This is a genomic window from Spirosoma flavus (genome assembly GCF_054778555.1).
This window is the reverse complement of the sequence record NZ_BAAGZL010000002.1, coordinates 220,209-238,430: the sequence shown is the minus strand read 5'-3', so window position 1 is coordinate 238,430 and position 18,222 is coordinate 220,209. Positions and strand designations below refer to the sequence as shown.

Annotated in this window: 17 protein-coding genes, 1 tRNA gene and 1 pseudogene; 7 read left to right on the top strand and 12 right to left on the bottom strand. The window is 46.5% G+C overall.

Annotated features, from left to right (window positions below; translation table 11 throughout):
* Positions 1-8 precede the first annotated feature (8 nt).
* From ACYVF1_RS10020 to ACYVF1_RS10010, 3 genes are all read right to left on the bottom strand, one after another.
* Complete coding sequence (locus tag ACYVF1_RS10020) at positions 9-1,448, bottom strand: TolC family protein (protein ID WP_461078201.1); 1,440 nt, start codon at positions 1,446-1,448, stop codon at positions 9-11.
* Positions 1,449-1,528: 80 nt separating this feature from the next.
* Complete coding sequence (locus tag ACYVF1_RS10015; RefSeq protein ID WP_461078199.1) at positions 1,529-2,923, bottom strand: HAMP domain-containing sensor histidine kinase; 1,395 nt, start codon at positions 2,921-2,923, stop codon at positions 1,529-1,531.
* 2 nt (positions 2,924-2,925) lie between these two features.
* A complete protein-coding gene (locus ACYVF1_RS10010; RefSeq protein ID WP_461078197.1) occupies positions 2,926-3,600 on the bottom strand; it encodes a response regulator transcription factor in 675 nt (224 codons plus the stop codon).
* 1,233 nt (positions 3,601-4,833) lie between these two features.
* Here ACYVF1_RS10010 and ACYVF1_RS10005 point away from each other — a divergent pair.
* The 5 genes and pseudogenes from ACYVF1_RS10005 (at position 4,834) to ACYVF1_RS09985 (ending at position 8,658) form a co-directional block, all read left to right on the top strand.
* Positions 4,834-5,250: a PH domain-containing protein gene (locus tag ACYVF1_RS10005; RefSeq protein ID WP_461078195.1), complete on the top strand. Its 417-nt coding sequence runs from the start codon at positions 4,834-4,836 to the stop codon at positions 5,248-5,250.
* Between the two features lie 167 nt (positions 5,251-5,417).
* Positions 5,418-6,023 (top strand): Crp/Fnr family transcriptional regulator, encoded by a 606-nt coding sequence (locus ACYVF1_RS10000; protein WP_461078193.1) that lies wholly within the window; start codon positions 5,418-5,420, stop codon positions 6,021-6,023.
* A 107-nt stretch (positions 6,024-6,130) separates the two neighbouring features.
* Positions 6,131-6,892: pseudogene (locus ACYVF1_RS09995) on the top strand (oxidoreductase).
* A gap of 53 nt (positions 6,893-6,945) precedes the next feature.
* Positions 6,946-7,242 (top strand): antibiotic biosynthesis monooxygenase family protein, encoded by a 297-nt coding sequence (locus ACYVF1_RS09990; RefSeq protein WP_461078191.1) that lies wholly within the window; start codon positions 6,946-6,948, stop codon positions 7,240-7,242.
* Between the two features lie 342 nt (positions 7,243-7,584).
* Positions 7,585-8,658, top strand: a complete 1,074-nt coding sequence (locus tag ACYVF1_RS09985) for a hypothetical protein (protein WP_461078189.1) — start codon at positions 7,585-7,587, stop codon at positions 8,656-8,658.
* 166 nt (positions 8,659-8,824) lie between these two features.
* Here the strand turns inward: ACYVF1_RS09985 and ACYVF1_RS09980 are convergent.
* The 3 genes from ACYVF1_RS09980 to ACYVF1_RS09970 all read right to left on the bottom strand — a co-directional run bounded on the left by ACYVF1_RS09980 (position 8,825) and on the right by ACYVF1_RS09970 (position 10,803).
* A tRNA-Arg gene (locus ACYVF1_RS09980) sits at positions 8,825-8,896 on the bottom strand.
* A 51-nt stretch (positions 8,897-8,947) separates the two neighbouring features.
* Positions 8,948-10,108, bottom strand: a complete 1,161-nt coding sequence (gene dnaJ, locus ACYVF1_RS09975; protein WP_461078187.1) for a molecular chaperone DnaJ — start codon at positions 10,106-10,108, stop codon at positions 8,948-8,950.
* An 83-nt stretch (positions 10,109-10,191) separates the two neighbouring features.
* On the bottom strand, positions 10,192-10,803 hold the full coding sequence (locus ACYVF1_RS09970) for a nucleotide exchange factor GrpE (RefSeq protein ID WP_461078185.1): 612 nt from the start codon (positions 10,801-10,803) through the stop codon (positions 10,192-10,194).
* Between the two features lie 227 nt (positions 10,804-11,030).
* On the opposite strand from ACYVF1_RS09970, the gene queG reads away from it, so the two are divergent.
* The gene (gene queG / locus ACYVF1_RS09965) at positions 11,031-11,969 is read left to right on the top strand and encodes a tRNA epoxyqueuosine(34) reductase QueG (protein ID WP_461078183.1); all 939 of its coding nucleotides are present in this window, start codon (positions 11,031-11,033) and stop codon (positions 11,967-11,969) included.
* Positions 11,970-12,041: 72 nt separating this feature from the next.
* Here queG and kynU read toward each other — a convergent pair whose 3' ends face one another.
* Positions 12,042-13,361 carry a kynureninase gene (gene kynU / locus ACYVF1_RS09960; protein WP_461078181.1) on the bottom strand — a complete coding sequence of 440 codons (1,320 nt, stop codon included), beginning with the start codon at positions 13,359-13,361 and terminating at the stop codon, positions 12,042-12,044.
* A 25-nt stretch (positions 13,362-13,386) separates the two neighbouring features.
* Positions 13,387-14,040, bottom strand: a complete 654-nt coding sequence (locus tag ACYVF1_RS09955; protein ID WP_461078179.1) for a carboxylesterase family protein — start codon at positions 14,038-14,040, stop codon at positions 13,387-13,389.
* A gap of 126 nt (positions 14,041-14,166) precedes the next feature.
* Here ACYVF1_RS09955 and ACYVF1_RS09950 point away from each other — a divergent pair, with 126 nt between their 5' ends.
* Positions 14,167-14,511, top strand: a complete 345-nt coding sequence (locus ACYVF1_RS09950; protein ID WP_461078177.1) for a hypothetical protein — start codon at positions 14,167-14,169, stop codon at positions 14,509-14,511.
* A gap of 75 nt (positions 14,512-14,586) precedes the next feature.
* Here the strand turns inward: ACYVF1_RS09950 and ACYVF1_RS09945 are convergent, their stop codons facing one another.
* The 4 genes from ACYVF1_RS09945 to ACYVF1_RS09930 all read right to left on the bottom strand — a co-directional run bounded on the left by ACYVF1_RS09945 (position 14,587) and on the right by ACYVF1_RS09930 (position 18,208).
* Positions 14,587-14,952, bottom strand: coding sequence for a heavy-metal-associated domain-containing protein (locus ACYVF1_RS09945; protein ID WP_461078175.1), 366 nt, complete (start codon positions 14,950-14,952; stop codon positions 14,587-14,589).
* Between the two features lie 101 nt (positions 14,953-15,053).
* On the bottom strand, positions 15,054-16,532 hold the full coding sequence (locus tag ACYVF1_RS09940) for a hypothetical protein (RefSeq protein WP_461078173.1): 1,479 nt from the start codon (positions 16,530-16,532) through the stop codon (positions 15,054-15,056).
* Positions 16,533-16,608: 76 nt separating this feature from the next.
* Positions 16,609-16,965 carry a four-helix bundle copper-binding protein gene (locus ACYVF1_RS09935; protein WP_461078171.1) on the bottom strand — a complete coding sequence of 119 codons (357 nt, stop codon included), beginning with the start codon at positions 16,963-16,965 and terminating at the stop codon, positions 16,609-16,611.
* A 121-nt stretch (positions 16,966-17,086) separates the two neighbouring features.
* Positions 17,087-18,208 carry a glycosyltransferase family 61 protein gene (locus tag ACYVF1_RS09930; RefSeq protein WP_461078169.1) on the bottom strand — a complete coding sequence of 374 codons (1,122 nt, stop codon included), beginning with the start codon at positions 18,206-18,208 and terminating at the stop codon, positions 17,087-17,089.
* Positions 18,209-18,222 lie beyond the last annotated feature (14 nt).

Below are 18,222 nucleotides of genomic sequence, written 5' to 3'. Positions count from 1 at the left end.
CAGTTGAGTTAGCGGGGAAGTTGTTGGAGGAACGAGTCCAGATCACCGGCGGTAGCGGCCCGTAACAATAAGGCACGCCATACGCTGTTAGTTACCAGCGCCTGATCGACCTCGGCCCGGTTGAGTAGCGCATTGGTTTGGGTTAATGCCTGAATATTATCCAGCCCAGATTCGTACCGAGCCTGCGATTGACTGTAGGCCTGTTTGGCCGCATCCAGCTGAAGAGGTGCCTGCTGGGCGCGTGCCTGAGCCAGTTGCAACTGCAGGATCGCATTTTGACTGGCAGCCTGAATGCCTAAGGCTTGTTGATCATAGACCTGCTGGTTGGCATTAATACGTTCCTTTTGGGCTGATAGCGCGTATTTGGTACGCCATAAATCAGTAGGCCGCCAAATGGCCGTGACCCCAACAATGTAATTGAAGGAACGTAGCGGTAGCCCAGCTCCTAACGACGGATCGATGCGGAACGTACCATCCGGTTGCGCCCCTTCACTAATGCCCGAACCGCGTCCCTGAAGCGAACCGAGCAGCGAAATGGACGGTAACGCAGTCGATTTTATCAAAGTTTCGCTTGCTCTGCCCAGATCAATATTCTTTTGAAATACCCGTAACTGCGGATGGAGTGCCGGATTACTACCGGGTAATTGGGCCAGTTGTGGCAGTTGATTGTAAAACACCAGCGAGTCCAGCTGCACTGTCGGATTCGGCTGCCCGATCAATTCAGTCAGGCGAAGCACCTGCTGCTGAGCTAATTGCTGACTTTCCAGTACTTGCAATTGAGCGCGAGCCACTTCGGTGTTCGATACGGCGCTGTCGATACCCGGACGAAGTCCCCCTTCGGTACTGGCTCGGATGATTCGTTGTAGTTCCTGCGCCCGTTGTAGATTAGCGGTTTGCAGGGCTACCGATTTTTGGGCGTTGAGTGCCATCAGATACGCATCGCAGACGCGTACCTGATGCGTAAATAACTCACCTTCGTAATCAGCCTGCGCCTGTTCAACGGCTAAGCGTGCCTGATCACGTCGGGCTTGTCGGCGTCCGAACGTAACGGCTTCCCAGTCAACGACCATTGATGCCGCACTGGTCCAGGCGGGGTTCATATTAAACCCATCGGTGCGCACACCAGAAACAGGCAGGAGCAGTCCACCGTTGGAAACGTAGGCTCCGCGCACTTGATTGGACGTAGCGTTCAAAGTCTGCGCCTGAACGCCAGCCTGAGGCAGCAGTGCCATATTTAAAGCCTGCGCGTCGGCTTCGGCGGCCCGAATATTGGCCAGTTTACCGCGCAAACTAGGGTAATTCGTTCGGGCCAGTTCCAGCGCTTTGTATAAGGTCAGTGGGTTGTTGACAGTCGCAGCTGGATTAGCAGGTTGTGCTACACTTTGGCTAGTCCAGAAGCCGACGAAAGCGATGAAAAGCCACGTATATCGATTCTTCCGGCTGTACATAAGCATTATTTAATGGATAATGCCAAAGCTACGGGCCGGATATTAGAGCGAAATTAGAGCCAGATTAGTTATTATTAGAATTAGGCGGGCCGCAAAGGCAGGATGACCTCTGTAATGGTTCCTCCGCCGGAACGGGGGCTTAGTTGAAGACTACCCTGATGCAGGGTAATGATTCGATACGCCAGGGTTAGCCCAATGCCAAATCCACCAATTGACTGCACGTTAGACCCACGTACCAAAGGCAGTAGAACGCGCTCTTCTTCGCCGGGCGAAAGACCAATGCCCCGATCTTCAATGCGGATACGCGCCCGTTCTTCCGTATCCATTTCCAGACATACGCTAATCGGCTGGCCGCTGGAATACTTGGCCGCATTGTCCAGGAGATTCAACAGAGCCGTTTTCAGTAAATAGGCATTCCCCCATACCGTAACTGGGGTGGGTTGTTCAAGAACACCGTCGCTTAGCTGCACCGACAAGGATTGTCCGGCGCGTTGTTGGCCAAGTGTATCGGCGGCATCGAGAACGATCTCGACCAATTCAAGCCGTTGCCGGTCTAGCTGAGCGTCAACGCCGTCGATACGAGCCAATTGTAACAGCCCGTTGGATAAAGCTGTCAGTTTATCCAGTTCGGTAACTGCCTGAGCCATACCCCGCTTAAGGTTATCCGCATCAGTATCGTAAATCAGCGAGGTTTCCAGCCAGCCTTTGATCGTCGTTAAAGGGGTTCTTAACTCATGGGAAGCCTGTGCAATAAACGAGCGTTGATTCTCGACTAATCGTTCCTGTCGCGTAAGTAAGTCGTTGAAAGCCTGCGCCAATACGCCCACTTCATCGCGGGGATTATCCGCTCGCAATCGGAACGGTAACGTAGTGGCTGCGGGCGTAGAAATCTGATCAATCAGGTGGTTCAGCGGTTTGAGCGCCTGTCGGGAGAAAAAATAGCCCAGTAAAAGAACCAGACCAATAGCGACAAAATTACCCACGATAAACAGATCGCGTAAATCCTTTTGGCGTTGATATCCATCCTGATCATAGGCCGTCGCGATGGCTACGTATTCATTCCCATCCGGCGAGGGCGATACACCCGCATAGGTTAAAGCGACCCCATCTTTCGGATAGGTATGACCGGGACTTTCGTATTGAAACCGAATCAGTCGTTCCCGGCGAATCCGCCCGCGAAAGGCCGAATCGGACACAAAATCATTGTCATTGGTTCGCTGGCTGGTGTAAATCAGGCTATCCGTAGGAGAATACACAAACTCAACTTGCTCGGGCATAGACGTAATTACACTACCCGCTACGGATCCTCTGAGCGTTAACAGTTGTTCGGTTACACGCGCTTTACGCTCTAGCCGGTCTTCAATGGATCGTTGCCGGAAGCTGGCGTAGGTGCTGTATACATACACCGAAAAAATAATCAGTATACTCGCAACCAGCGACGAAAACCACAGAATCAGCTTGTGTTTGATCTGCATAACTAGCCTCGTAAAACATAACCCATTCCGACAACCGTGTGTAACAATTTCGGGCTGAAGTCTTTGTCAATTTTCTTGCGCAGGTAATTGATATACACCTCAATAACATTAGTGTTGGTATCAAAATGCAGATCCCACACTTTCTCGGCAATATCGACCCGGCTCACGGTACGGCCCTGATTAATCATCAGGTACTCCAGCAGAGAGTATTCGCGCGCCGTCAGCTCGATCCGCTGATTAGCACGTGTAACCGAGTGTGCTTCCGTGTCGAGTTCAAGATCGCACACACGTAGTACTGTTTTCAAACCTGTAAAGGCGCTATTTCGTCGGGCTAAAGCTTTTATACGTAGCATCAACTCGCGAAACTCAAATGGTTTGACCAGGTAATCGTCGGCACCTGCACCAAATCCGCTTTCTTTATCGGGTAGACTATCCAGGGCAGTTAATAATAATACCGGCTGCCGGGGGACCTCCTGTTTAATTCGTCGGCACAAGTCGAATCCGTTGATATAGGGCAGGTTAACGTCCAGTACAATAACGTCGTAGGTGTTGTTATCCGCCAGTCGCTGACCCATCTGTCCGTCATAAGCTACGTCTATTTCATAGCCCTCGCTCTCAATACCTTTTCGAATAAACGATGCCAGACTAACCTCATCTTCAACCAGTAATATCTTCATGAATATTGTGGGCGCAACTCAGCACTTTCCTAGGTAAAGAAGCTAGTTAGTTTTATATCTAGAATGATAAATGTACGAAGGTATAAAATGTTACTGCACTATTTGTTTACCCTAAACTTCATACTCCTGCCTCATTGCCCGTGCTATTTCATTCCTTTTAAACATGCAGTCCACATTAAGCTGTTTGCTGATTGACCGAAAATGTTACACCGAGTTTTCGTCTATTAGTAGCCGGTCGGGTCATCCTATTCATCTGAATGAAATCAACCAGAATATGTCCTAACTACCTAGTAAATCTCCTGACTAATGGATTGAAGAAACATTTACTTGAGTCGAAGCCTGAGCGTCGGGAATACGTTAGCTGAGTTTTCATTTACGTATCAGGCGGTTTACGTACTTCTTCTATTCTATGCAGGACCTGATTTAACTACCGTTAAATCACTTCACTGCGTATAATTTCAGTGAAATTCACCCACTAATTATCTTCAATTTTCTTTATCATTTGTTCTCTGTAACCTATTTTACTTAATCAAGAAATCAATGGCATCTTGGGCAGTCGATACAGCAGTTTTTAATGCAAGGAATACCATTAGTCCCCTTCAATATGGAGAGGGAGCCTGCGCAGCGCACGTTCGCGCATCCCTTGAAGCAGCCGGCATTTATATTAGCCGACCTGCTTCTAATTCGGCTAAAGATTATGGTCCATCCTTGCTAGGTGCCGGGTTTAGAGATATAGGACAGGCTATTACCTGGATACGTGGTGATGTGGTGGTATTTCCAGCAGTACCCCGCCATCCGGATGGACATATTGCCATCTATGATGGGGTACATTGGGTATCTGATTTTGTCCAACCAAGTATACTTGCTAACCGACAAGATTATAAAGGTGCTTCTTACAAAGTCTATCGAAAAGATTAATACGTCAGCCTGGCAGATGACGGTTCATTTTAACGTAACGCTCCACCTTCGATAAGTCCTTTAGTTGATACGTATTGTCGAAAACGTAATCACACTAATCGGCGGTATTTTTCAGGGTCACTTTCACTTTTTCGGTGAGGATTCCTTCTTCTACAAAAAGCTTATAACCCATTGGCGTGTGCACTACGTTAATTATCCTTGTTTTTTCAATCTCGATTATCGCTCTACTTGAGACGAATAAATAACCATGTTTCAACCATAGTAACACTATTGTCCCCTATATTACTTCAGCGGAACGATGACAAGTAGAAATCGATGAAAACGTATCAATCTAAAGTAGGACTTGAGCTAGCTATTCCCCTGTCTGGCTTGTTTGTTGGTTTAGGTAGCTTGATGGTCTACAAAGGGCTTTGGGCAGGAACAGGTATTATTCTGATTGTTTCACTGCTCATTCTGCACTTGTTTATGACTACACGCTATAAACTGGACAAAAATAACCTCAACATTCAATCAGGCTTTTTCTTTCACAAAGAGTTGCCTGTTGCTTCCATCAAAAAGATCATCGAAACCCGAAACCCCATTAGCTCCCCTGCTCTCTCGTTAGATCGAATTGAATTAATCTATAACCGATTCGATAGTGTGCTACTCTCTCCTGAAAACAAGATGGACTTCATCGCTGAACTGCTTCGTCGAAAGCCAGACATTGAAGTTCGGCTAAAGAATAGGATGTAAGCACAAACACTGAGGCCAGAGCTTATTTTAATTTCAGCGATACTAAATTCACAAATCCCCCAATTGAGCGGAAGTGATTATCAGTAAATCTGCCATTTATCAAAACGATACGTTGTCTACGAACTAATTCGTTCTCGTTAAAACAATGGTAATCGCTCAACTCGATTTTGGAACATACGCCAGATTTTTCGTCCATTCTTCTCCACATCGCTAAGCATATTACCCTTACCCAACCAGAGGAGGAGCTGTTCGTCTCTATGCTGCGGGTGAAGAAGGTGAAACGTAAACAGCTGATCGAGCAACCTGGATTTGTCTCCACGCATCGCACGTACGTTGTGGCCGGAGCTTTTAGAGCTTATTTTGTCGGTCCTGATGGACAAGAACACACGCTTTCATTGGCTGTTGATGACGGAATGGTCGGTGATCCGGGCAGCTTCCTCTTACGACAGCCGGCCACACTATTTGTGGAAGCCCTAGAAGAGAGTACCATTATCCAGTGGAGTTATGAGAGCGAACAACTGTTACTGGAAAAAATACCGCAGTTTGCCGTGGCTATGATGCGAAGAGCGCAACTGATTGCCCTCACCATCCAACAACGAGTGATTGCTCAGTTGAGCCAGACCGCTGAAGAACGCTATGACGAGTTTGCTCAAAATCATCCCCTACTGCTTCAGCGTATACCCCTTTACATCATTGCCTCCTACCTGGGCATGAGCCGCGAGTTTCTTTCCAAAATCCGCCAGCAAAAAGCAAAAATAAAGAAACTCAACTAAATGAAGGTGAACTAGTTCACCTTCATTTAGTAATCTAGTTCACAGACCATATCAAGCCCTTGTCTGAACTTTGCTACGTAATTATAAGCGAGCTAAATCAGATAAGTATGAACGATTATAAGACTGAATTCGAAGGCAAAAAAGTCCTGATTACGGGCGGCTCAAAGGGCATCGGAGCGGTTACGGCGCAGCGCTTACTCGATGGTGGAGCTACTGTAGTTGTATCGGCCCGTTCCCGGCACGAACAGACGCCCACTGGGGCTACATTCATTCAAGGTGATGCTAGCACCTTATCGGGTGCAACGGCTATCGCCGAGGAAGCATTAAGAATTTTGGGTGGTTTAGATATTCTAGTCAATAATGTGGGGGCAACCACGCCCATTTTGCCCGGCATTGAGTCGATTACCGATGAGGACTAGCTGAACTCGCTGATGATCAACTTTATGAGCGCTGTTCGGATGACAAAGCCCTTGTTAGAGGCACTCCGGCAAAGTGGTTCGGGAGCCATTGTGAACATATCAGCGGGCGGTCTGCTACCTTTTCATGGTTTTTTGGCCCATTACGGAGCTGCCAAAGCCGCTTTGGATAGCTATACTGGTTCATTGGCTAGAGAGCTTGCCCCCGCTGGCGTACAGGTCAACTTAGTAACGCCTGGTGCCATTAAAACGGAGGGAGGAGATGAAGGCCGGAAATTATTAGCTACCGGCATGGGCATTACGGTAGATCAACTATTTGGGTCAATACCCCTTCGCCGGATAGGTACAGCACAGGAAATGGCCGAGATGATTGCCTTTCTAGTCTCGGAGCGGGCTTCCTACGTGACTGGACATGATCACTTTGTCACAGGTGGTTTTGGCGATCTGGTTTAATTGACGATTCTATTGATTATACATAATTTGTTCACCAATTGACCAATTGAATCATGAAAAATAAGCAGTTAAATGTGATTGTCCGTTTTGAGCTAAAGGCAGCCGAACTTGACTCCCTAATTTCCCTTATCCGGAATTTTTTCGAAAAAGAAGTCAGTCGCTTTCCAGGGTTTGTTTCAGCTAAAATTCATCAAAATGAGGCAGGAACTGTCTTGATCAACTACGCTACCTGGGAATCTACCGAGCATTTTCAACAGTTTGTAACGGAATTGGCCAGCATTTCTCCAATTGCTCAACAGATCCAGGCTTTTCATCCTACACAAGACATGGTTTTCGAAGTCCCCTTGTAAAAGCAGAGATGTAATCAAAAGAAGGATTCAGAGGTCTGTCTGAATCCTTCTTTTGATTTAGTTTTCCCAGAAACCTAAAAAATGAGACAAGACAACTTTATAACTTTAGTAGCTATACCCATCAAAAGGGCAGAAATGATTCAATATATTCTACTAATTTCTATACTTGTAACTCATTAATTAACAATCATAAATTACTCCATGAAACACCTGTTTACACTTCTGTTTTTAGTACCTGTATTATGTCTGGGGCAGCAAGCCACGAATGTGGTGTTATCAGCGAATTCGATCACGCCAGCTAATTATAATACAATAATTGGGCTTTACGCTGGCAATTCCAGTATGACTGGCGAATACAACACCATGATTGGAGTTAGTTCAGGTGCTCTCAATACAACAGGTTATTTAAATACGTTTGTCGGTTATGCAACCGGCAATGCCAATACTACAGGCTTCGGCAATGCATTTTTTGGTCATGGGGCCGGTGCTGCAAATACTGTTGGCATCGCTAACACGTTTATAGGAAACGGTGCAGGGAATTCTAATACATCCGCTCAGCATAATACATTTATAGGAGGAAGTGCAGGCGTTAAAACCACTACAGGGCCCTATAATTCATTTATAGGAAATCGTTCTGGCTTCAATAATACAGTCGGCTTTGGGAATGCCTTTGTGGGCTACGAAGCGGGATATTTAAATACGTCAGGTATCTATAACGCTTTTTTTGGTTATGGGGCAGGGTATGACCATACTATTGGAGATAGTAATGTTATGATAGGCCCTTTATCTGGTGCGTCAGTTACCTCGGGCAGCCAAAATGTGCTTATTGGTTACAAGAGTAAGGCGTCAAATAATTTACAAAATGCCTCGGCCATTGGCTCCAATTCCCTTGTTAATGTAAGTAATGCAATAGTTCTAGGCGATACAGCGAAGAACACCAAAGTCGGTATTGGTATCACCGCCCCTCAATTTCCTCTCGATGTTCGCGGCATCATCAACCTCCGTAACAACGGTACCATCAAGTTTTCTCACCTCTCCAACCCCTTCCTACGTAACGGCTACACCGATCAGTTTCTGACCGTCAACGAAGAAGGAGAAACCGTACTTGCCCACCATCGACTACGTATCGATAATGTCAATCAATGGAGCGATAAAGTATTCTCGCCAATGTATAAGCTAAAGCCACTTGCCCAGGTGGAGCTGTATATTCAACAGCACGGCTATTTACCAAACATACCCTCGGCAGAGCAGGTTGTCAAAGAAGGAATTGATCCGGCCAAAATGGATGCCAAGCTACTGGAAAAGATTGAAGAACTGACGCTTTACAGTATTGAACAGGATAAGAAAATCAAAAAGCAGGAAGAACGTATTGAACAGTTAGAGCAAATCGTTAAACAGTTGTTTGAGAAAAAATAAACCAAGTAAAATTTAACAAAGACCATTCTGAACAGGATGGTCTTTGTTTTTACACTCCCCTATCCAGTTGAGTCTATTCCTACTATTGTTTCAGTAATGTTATAGTTAATTAACAAATAAATCGCTACAAATCAATGATTTATAGCGATTTATAAAATTATCAAAGTGGCCCTGCAGGGACTCGAACCCCGACGAACGGTTCCGAAGACCGTCATGCTATCCATTACACCACAAGGCCGTGGCTACCCAACCGCTCCACATAAACGTATTGAGTAAGCATATTAATCAGTTAGCCATGAAAAAAATCCTTCATTTTGTCGAAGAAGCCTTTTTCATTTTTGTTCGGTTTGGGCTGAAAGTTAGGCGAATGACGTAACTTTTCCAACAACGCTTTTTCCTCAGAGGTAAGTGATTTTGGCGTCCAGACGTTTACGTGCACCAATTCGTCGCCACGACCGTAGCCGTTCAATTCCTTGATCCCTTTTCCTTTAAGACGCAGTATTTTACCGCTCTGTGTCCCTGGTTCCAGCGTGATACGTGCCTTACCGTCGATGGTCGGAACTTCAACACTCATACCGATGGCGGCATCCACAAAGTTCACATAGAGATCAAACACTACGTTGTTACCATCGCGTTTGAGTTCGGCGTCTTCTTCCTCTTCGATTACAATAAGCAAATCGCCAGCTACTCCCCCGCGTGGTGGTACGTTCCCTTTACCCCCCACCGACAGTTGAATACCTTCGGCTACCCCTGCCGGAATTTTGATTGGAATTACATCTTCCTGTAGCACACGGCCTTCGCCAAAACAAGCTTCACAACGGTCGGTTACGAGCTTACCTTCGCCGTTACAGGTTGGACACGTACTGGTCGATACCATCTGACCTAGCATGGTATTCACCACTTTACGGGTTTGGCCGGTTCCATTACAGGTTGAGCAGGTTTGCACGGCGGTTCCATTTTTAGAACCGTTACCTCCGCAAGTGTTACATGTTACGTGCCGCTTGACTTTAATTTTCTTTTCAACGCCATTGGCAACTTCCTGAAGGTTTAGCTTCAGTTTAATACGTAGGTCGGAGCCACGACGTACACGCTGACGGCCTCCTCCTCCGTTGGCCCCCCGGAAGAAGCTGCCAAAGGGCGAATCGTCGCCAAATACGTCGCCAAACTGACTGAAAATATCTTCCATGGTCGGCCCGCCCGCGCCATAACCACCAGCCGCTCCGCTCATTCCTGCATGACCGAATTGATCGTATCGAGCTTTTTTCTGCGGATCGTTCAACACGTCATAGGCTTCAGCCGCTTCCTTAAATTTTTCTTCGGCGGTGGGGTCGTTGGGGTTTTTATCGGGATGGTACTTAATGGCCATCTTCCGATACGCCTTTTTCAAGTCCTCTGCCGATACGTTCTTATCAACCCCTAAAATTTCGTAATAATCGCGCTTCGTTGCCATGTATATTGATGCATGAAGTATGATATAGGATATGTAGTCGTGAAGACTGTCATACATTCTGTATTATACTTCATACATTATTTTTAACTTCCTACTATCACTTTTGCAAACCGGATGACTTTATCATTGAGGTAATAGCCTTTTTCAATTTCATCAATGACTTTACCTTTCATATCCTCACTAGGGGCCGGGAATTGGGTAACCGACTCATGTAGATCGGCGTTGAACGGCTCTCCTTTTGAGGTCATCGGTTTAAGTCCTTTGCTTTCCAGTGTTTTAAATAATTTATTGTAAATCAGCGATACACCTTCTTTTACCGCTATTACGTCGTCCGTATTATCGATGGATTGCATGGCCCGCTCGAAATCATCAACGACCGGAATCAACGCCTGTAGCAAGCCTTCGTTAGCGCTGCCAATGAGATCTAATTTTTCCTTGGCCGTACGACGACGGAAATTCTCAAAATCAGCGTATAAACGGAGATATTTATCTTTCAGTTCGGCTACCTCACTGCTGGTTTTAGTTGTGCTCGTGGGTGCAGATTCAGTATCAGCAACTACGTCATCCGTCACCTCTACATCAGCTACTTCTTCGGACTCTCCGCCGTTAATGTTGATGGCTTCGTCAGTTGTCAGGTTGTCAGGTTGTTGCGAGTTGGCAGACGCTTTTTCGTCCATAATGTCTTTATTTTCCATTGATGAGCTTCTATTTCGCTTCCAGAAATTCATACGCAAAGATGGGCAAAAGAATGGCCAAAACCACATTTCCTGACAAGTTGACATTATCTGACCCGTAATGTATGCACCGCACGGACGTACCCGCAGGATTTTCTGGATTTAAACGACTTATAGGATTTAAAAGTCAGATTTAGTCGTTTTAGTGGAAATAAGGAATAGCATTCATTATTAATCATTCATACCCCGTGCACGCGACTGCTCATCATTATACCCAACTAATCAAGGCCAAAGCTGCTGCAATCGGTTTTGACTTTTGTGGTGTAGCGAAAGCTGATTTTCTGGAAGGCGAAGCGCCCCGACTGGAAACCTGGCTCAAAAACGGAATGCACGGTCAGATGAATTACATGGCCAACTATTTCGATAAACGACTCGACCCAAGACTCTTAGTCGATGATGCAAAATCAGTAATTACAGTCCTGCTGAATTATTATCCGGACGAAAAATTGCCGGAAGGCAGCGATGATTTAAAAATCTCAAAGTACGCATATGGAGCTGATTACCACTACGTTATTAAAGATAAGCTAAAAGAATTATTGGCATATATCCACAACGAGATTGGCGAGGTTGGCGGTCGGGCGTTTGTCGATTCGGCACCGGTTATGGATAAAGCATGGGCGAAACGCGCGGGTTTGGGCTGGGTGGGAAAACATACCAATCTGATCAACCGCGAAATAGGTTCGTTCTTTTTCATTGGCGAGCTGATTCTCGACCTTGAACTGGAACCCGACGGTCCCATTACTGATTATTGCGGTACGTGTACGCGCTGCATCGACGCCTGCCCAACCGATGCCATTGTGGCGCCCTACGTAGTGGATGGCAGTAAATGTATCTCCTATTTCACCATTGAACTAAAAGAAGCCATTCCTGAAGATGTTCGGGGGAAGTTTGACAACTGGATTTTTGGCTGCGATATCTGCCAGGATGTCTGCCCCTGGAATCGATTCGCCCGCCCTCATCAAACCAACGACTTTAATCCAAATCCGGAACTCACTACGTTCACAAAAAAGGATTGGCTCGAAATAACGGAAGACGTTTTCCGGGAAATTTTCCGGAGATCGGCGGTGAAGCGAACCAAACTGGACGGATTGAAACGAAATATCGCTTTTGTCAATTCTGCTACGTAGTAAAATGTTAAAGGGTTGTACGGTCGTAAAGTCAGATAAACTTATACGCTTCTACTAAGCAATTCTACAACTCTATAATTCAACAGCTTTAAAACTCTCTTTACAAACCTGACCCAGTCGCCAAACTTCTTCATACGTATTATACAAGGGTGTGGGAGCCAGTCGAATGCAATCCGGTTCGCGCCAGTCGCCGATGATACCCTGTTCGGTGAGGTAATTAAATAAAGATTTCCCGTTTTTACGTACCAGCAAGGAAAGCTGACAGCCCCGTTGGTTAGGATCGTCGGGCGTTAAAAGTTGAATAGCTGAAATGGGAGTCAATACATGTTCCAGAAAACCAGTTAGCTGTTCACTTTTCTGACGTAGCGCAATCATACCTGCTTCCGCCGTTATGGATAAGGCCGCCCGATGCAGCGCTAGCGACAAAATATTAGGTGTACTTACCTGCCAACCATCGGCGCCGGGTGCGGGTATAAAACCGGGTGTCATGGCAAAGCGCTCGTCCTCTCGATACCCCCACCAACCTGCTAACCGAGGTAGATTCTGATCATGATGCTTTTCGTGCACATAAACGCCCGACACGGCGCCAGGTCCACCATTCAAGTATTTGTACGAACACCACGTAGCAAAATCGACGCCCCAGTCATGAAGTCGAAGTGGTACGTTGCCGATGGCATGCGCCAGATCAAACCCAACCGGAATGCAGTGTTTTTGCGCCGTTTCGGCAATGGCGGCCATATTATACACTTGTCCAGTATAATAATTCAGGCCACTCATCCAGATAAGCGCCAACGTATCGGCATGTTCGGCGATAGCATGCTGAATGTCAGTAGTATGGATGTATCCCAACGCCTGTTCATCGGCTCGTGGGCCAACTTCTATCAACACATCCGATGGATTCAGTCCATGGTGTTTGATGTGCGTTTCCAGTGCATATTGATCAGAAGGAAAATCGCCTTTGATGGTCAGTATCTTGTATTTTTTTGCCAGATCAGGCGCATCCTTGCGAGGTGAATTCAGCCAAGGACGGTAAAATGAAGCCAGCAAAAGATGCAGGTTAATGGTCAGCGCATTCATCGGGCAAACCTCCGACGGCTTCCCTCCCACTATCTCGGCCAGCGCGTCTTTGCACGTAGCGTGGTAACGTAGCCACGGCTGTTCAGCGGCTTCCGTTACGTCAAACCAACCCTCTACGCCCAGATTTTGCCACGTAGCAAGCTCTTGCTTCAACGCTTCCTGAGCTATTTTTGGTTGTAGACCCAGCGAATTACCACAGAAATAAATCAGTGGTTTTCCGTCGCGTTGGGGAATATGAAACCGGTCGCGAAAGAAACGTAGCGGGTCGATCTGGTCGAGATGCTGGGCAAAAGCAAGTGAATTTTCGTACGTCATGGCTGAAAATTAATAAATCGCTATCTCACCGATGTTGTTTTAACAGCCAGTCATAAATTTCCCTTCTTTCGTAGAGATACTGAATTCCATGCCCTTCCTGTTCCAATCGGCTAAACTTCACCAGACTCCCACAGTCCACAAGGCGTTTCACCAATCGTTCGGTTTCGGAAATAGGTATAACATCATCAGCCGAGCCGTGGAACGTCCAGACTGGTAAATTTTTGATGCGGCAAACCTGAGTCGAATCGTCGCAACCGCCACATAGGGGCACAATGGCGGCAAACGTATCAGGATATTCGACAGCAGTCTGCCAGGTACCGTAGCCGCCCAGGCTGATTCCGGTTAGGTAAATTCGTCTTGAATCGATGCGGTAGTTGGATTTCAGTTCAGCAAGTAAGGGCTCAAACCAGTTATCCGTCGACCAGTATTTACCGTCCGGACATTGTGGTGATGCAACAATAAAATCAAACGACTGCCCTTTTTCAATTTCTTTTGGCAACCCATACCCCTTTAATTTATTCAGATCCTGACCTCGATGAGAGCTTCCGTGCAGATAAATTACCAACGGGTAGTCTGCTTTTTGAGTCGTGTACTCTTTGGGTAAATAAATCAGGTATTTATACTTCTCTTTTTTCTTCCCCGTTGTCTGCCCGGGAGATTGGGTTACAAGTAGTAACAAACATAAAAGTAAAGCAGACGTACATGACAACATTCTCAGTTTTGACCAGCGCATGAACAAAGAAAGGTATTTACAACCAAACAACGGTTTTCGGAATCTTCTACCAAAGCTAAAGCTTTGCGGACGATGCGTTTTTTTGCTACGTTGATTACACTAATAGCGATACGTTCATACGGACAGGCAAAAAAAGAGGTGAAGACCTTCCCAACGTATCAGCAAATAAAACCAGCTTCTTCCGAAATAATTGACTACGTACCGGGTCAGCGCCAAACTGTTTCAACGCGACAAATCGACCTATTGGGTTATCCGGCAGACAGCGTTACGTATGTACTGAACGCTCAGCCAACTACCGACAAAAAGTACGTAAAAGAACTGCTCAGTCGGAAAGATATTGAGATTGGGAACGTAGTGATTGAACGTCCCGACGCTAACGGGAAACGACGTATCATCATCAATTTTACACCACGTTAGCCATCGCTACGTATCAAAAAAGCGGCTCGAAATCAGTTGATTTCGAGCCGCTTTACCAATTCAAAATAGAAAATCTTATTGGTGGTCCATGCCACCATCTTTCTTGCAGCAGCTGGGTAATTTGTTATAGCCAACTTCGTCGGCAACCACCTCATCGGCGTCATAACCTGTTTTGCTGATGTTGGCTTTGAGTTTCGTTACGTCGGTTTTAGCCGGGTTGTACTTGATCGTAACGATTTTGGATTTAACGTCCAGTGTTGCTTCCTTGACACCTTTCTCGAAGCCCAGATTTCGTTCAATGCGGGCTTTGCACATGCCACAAATGGCCGACGTTTTAATTTTTACTTCTTTTTCTTTGTCATCATTAGTCAACGACGTAGCAAAAGCATTACCAAGAAGTACCAGAACGGTTAAACTGGTTAGGAACAGGTTACGTAACATAACAGTAACTGGTTAATTGTGAACTGATAACGTAAATTTATGTCAAAAGGTGCGGTATGTCGCCTAAAGAATCGGGTAAGTCCTGTCATTTGGTACTACGTTTACATTTTATCCATTCGATGCATACTACGCATTGTCATCAGGCTGGGGGTAATGCGTAAATAAATCTCGCCCGATAGCGGCATAGTCCCGTAGAACCGCTGCAACACTGGAGCTGGCATACTACTGGTTAACTGCGCTCCTATCGCCAAATCAGTACTATGCGCCTGTGCTATTCGATAATTCATGCCCAGTGTCAGCGAATTGATGGCATACACGTTGTCAGGCGCTAACTCCAGCAAGAGAGAGCCGGGTTGCAAGTTCAGCTCTCCCACTGACTTTCTAATGTTTTCATATCGTCCGTAGAAAGCCAGTTTATTCCACTGTAGGCTGCTTTCGGCCAGAAAGGAATCTTCCCCTTTGCCATCGTGACTGTTACGTCCCCACACGAAAGCCGAGGTAACGTAGCGGTTCGGTCCTACCGCTTTACTATGCAAAACTGATGCCGTAGTACGTGTTACGTTCTCGTCCTGATGCAGATCTTCCGGGCTTTTAATAAATCCCTGCGAAAATTGCAAAGCCAGCGAGGGCAAGGGATTTACTGACAGTCGATACGAATAACTGTCGAACCGGGGTTTGTCAAGATTATACCGGTTTTCATCCGGTTCGCGACCAGTAAAGGATGAGGCTTCCAATTTGGCCCATTTATACCGAAATCCTGCCGTTGCGACACCGAACAGAATATGCGTAGCATCCTGCCAATGGTGGCCTAAGGGCGCATCGGGAATGTTGAAAGCCGAAATCCGGTGCATAAACGCTGGCGGCCCAAGTGCCGGTTCGCCGGGGTAGCCTACGTAGCCATACAAATCAATGTCTTTGCTAAATGCGTGACTATAACTCACCGACAATTCAGACAGTAAATCGTGCGGGTGCTGTTTATCGACCAGCGGCTGCCCTTTATAGCTTTCCCCCGTTTGAAACAGTAGCGGATAGCCTCCGTTTCCGACAGTTAACGGATCAAGTGACAACATAGCACGTAATTGAATCAGCCCCCGCCGGCCGACTTTACGCTGTGCCATACCCATCACCCAATTAGGCGCACCAAACTGTTGCCCGTAGCCACGCTTATCCGAATTATTGCCGTTCTGGCGCGTATAGCGTAGAAAAACGGCGTAATGCAGCATATAACTCCAGCCTTTCTGGTTCGGATGACTCATGTAGGCATACATGGGTGTGTTGTCGGGATGCCACGACGTACCAGAACCGTTCCGATTCATTGGCAAATAACGAGACAGGCTGTGGGTCATACCCATCGACGTATCCATCGTCAAGCCATAGTTCATCATGGTACCTACTCCATTTTCGCCCATCATCTCCCCCATTTCGTGATGCATGGAATGATGCATGGTTGCTACCGAGTCAGCTTTCGATTTACTCCCCTTTTTTTGAGGTGAAGGCTTAGCTGTTGGCTCATGGTGCTGATGCTGGCCCCAGGCTAAGCTCCCAAGGCCAAGCAACAACACAAATAGTATTCTGTTCATCAGTTTGTTATGTTAATGGCTAATGAAGATGTTTCATTGACTAATCAATTATTCTTCATTAGCCATTTTGCACTTCTTAAGCGCTGGCCGACATGGTCCGGCATTCTTCGGCGCACTTGCGGCAAGCCTCGGCGCAGGCCTTACAGTGAGCATGGTGGTCAGCATGTTTTTCGCATTCGTCGGCGCAGGCTTCGCATACTTCGGCACAGAGCACCATAAAATCACGGGAGAAAGCAGAACCCCTTGCATCGAGCCGACCGCATAGCGAACAAAAATCGACACAGTCGCGGCAGAGTTTGATACAAGCCGTCATGTCATGGCCTTTTCCGTCTTTATCGCCCATTTCCAGACAGGCTGTCAGGCAACGTTCGCAGGCTTCAACGCACGAGAAACAGGTATCTACGTGGCTATGGACGTGGTTCATTGATTCCATAAAGAGTTGAGTTTGTTGACCACCGTTGGTCTAGCAAAATAACCAAGCATAGCCGATAGAGTTTTTACATAATTCCGACTAAGGTGTGCAAAATGCTCTTTGAGACTACCTATATAAGAGGCTAGTCGAAGCTTGGTAGCGGCAGAAATGTCTGTTCCAGAATTTTTTCCAGATCAGCGATGGATACGAAGATGTCTTCCTCTACGTCATGATGAACGTGCCCCAGCTGAATAACATGATGATAGGCCGTATAATTAAGGCCCATTAGTTGGGAGAGATACAAAAAATGGTCGACGATGTATTTCGACGAAAACAATTCAAACAGATGCGTACCGGGTTCACACCAGATGATGTTGGTAAACGAAGCACCATGGGGACCAATAATGTAAGAGGCATTTTTGTAAATACTTACCTGTTCAGCCACCGGCCGGGGTTTATCCTCAATGATCTGAAAATCATACTTTTTCAGCAACTGGATGAGTGCTTCCTCATTGGCAATTCGCCGACGCCCCGACCGACTGACGTAGATACGATTGCGCTCTGTCTGTGAAATATTGAGTTTGCCCTCGACCTGTTTTTTCAACGCCATTATGTCGTCGGGATGGGGGTAGAACCAGTGTCCGCTGTTGCCCATCAGGCATTGTTCAAATAGTAGTTCGGTCTGACGGCTATCGAAAATACGGTCGGGGGTGAAGCCGATTAATTCCAGGAAATCTCGCTCGTAATCCGTTTTAAAGTGCGGGTATGACACCACCGCTTTGGCAAAATCGGCTGGCGACATCGCTTCTTTTATACGACATAGTTTGGCCGCCACCAGTATCGTAAAATCATAATACCCACCCAAAAACACACCATCCAGATAATGCGTAAACGGAATAATTACCGTTGTACGTGCTATCTGATTTCGCTTTGGGGGAGTCAGGAAGTTTTTTATCAGGTGATAATTATTGAAATCAACGCACAGGAGATGTTTATTGAGCAGCACTCCACCGTAAGCCAGTTGCCGCATGGTTAACAATGGCCCGGTGCAACGCCATACGTACGCTGGAAACGAAGTCGCATTTTGCTGCTTAAACATCCGGGTTGGCACCACAGACTGATTGAAAACGTCCGGCAGAAAAACCTCAATCGGCGGACTTTCTCTAAGTAGATAGGGTTCCAGAAAATCGTCACTCTGCTGCTTATCCAGCAACGTAATACCGAAAATACGTAACAGCCGATAAAATATCTTTCGTAGTGACATAGGAATTAACTGAC

What these genes read in the sequence shown, in the direction of transcription:
- ACYVF1_RS10020 (WP_461078201.1), bottom strand. Translation starts at nt 1,448, where the DNA reads ATGTACAGCCGGAAGAATCGATATACGTGGCTTTTCATCGCTTTCGTC.
- ACYVF1_RS10015 (WP_461078199.1), bottom strand. Translation starts at nt 2,923, where the DNA reads ATGCAGATCAAACACAAGCTGATTCTGTGGTTTTCGTCGCTGGTTGCG.
- ACYVF1_RS10010 (WP_461078197.1), bottom strand. Translation starts at nt 3,600, where the DNA reads ATGAAGATATTACTGGTTGAAGATGAGGTTAGTCTGGCATCGTTTATT.
- ACYVF1_RS10005 (WP_461078195.1), top strand. Translation starts at nt 4,834, where the DNA reads ATGAAAACGTATCAATCTAAAGTAGGACTTGAGCTAGCTATTCCCCTG.
- ACYVF1_RS09990 (WP_461078191.1), top strand. Translation starts at nt 6,946, where the DNA reads ATGAAAAATAAGCAGTTAAATGTGATTGTCCGTTTTGAGCTAAAGGCA.
- ACYVF1_RS09985 (WP_461078189.1), top strand. Translation starts at nt 7,585, where the DNA reads ATGACTGGCGAATACAACACCATGATTGGAGTTAGTTCAGGTGCTCTC.
- dnaJ (WP_461078187.1), bottom strand. Translation starts at nt 10,108, where the DNA reads ATGGCAACGAAGCGCGATTATTACGAAATTTTAGGGGTTGATAAGAAC.
- ACYVF1_RS09970 (WP_461078185.1), bottom strand. Translation starts at nt 10,803, where the DNA reads ATGGAAAATAAAGACATTATGGACGAAAAAGCGTCTGCCAACTCGCAA.
- kynU (WP_461078181.1), bottom strand. Translation starts at nt 13,361, where the DNA reads ATGACGTACGAAAATTCACTTGCTTTTGCCCAGCATCTCGACCAGATC.
- ACYVF1_RS09950 (WP_461078177.1), top strand. Translation starts at nt 14,167, where the DNA reads ATGCGTTTTTTTGCTACGTTGATTACACTAATAGCGATACGTTCATAC.
- ACYVF1_RS09945 (WP_461078175.1), bottom strand. Translation starts at nt 14,952, where the DNA reads ATGTTACGTAACCTGTTCCTAACCAGTTTAACCGTTCTGGTACTTCTT.
- ACYVF1_RS09940 (WP_461078173.1), bottom strand. Translation starts at nt 16,532, where the DNA reads ATGAACAGAATACTATTTGTGTTGTTGCTTGGCCTTGGGAGCTTAGCC.
- ACYVF1_RS09935 (WP_461078171.1), bottom strand. Translation starts at nt 16,965, where the DNA reads ATGGAATCAATGAACCACGTCCATAGCCACGTAGATACCTGTTTCTCG.
- ACYVF1_RS09930 (WP_461078169.1), bottom strand. Translation starts at nt 18,208, where the DNA reads ATGTCACTACGAAAGATATTTTATCGGCTGTTACGTATTTTCGGTATT.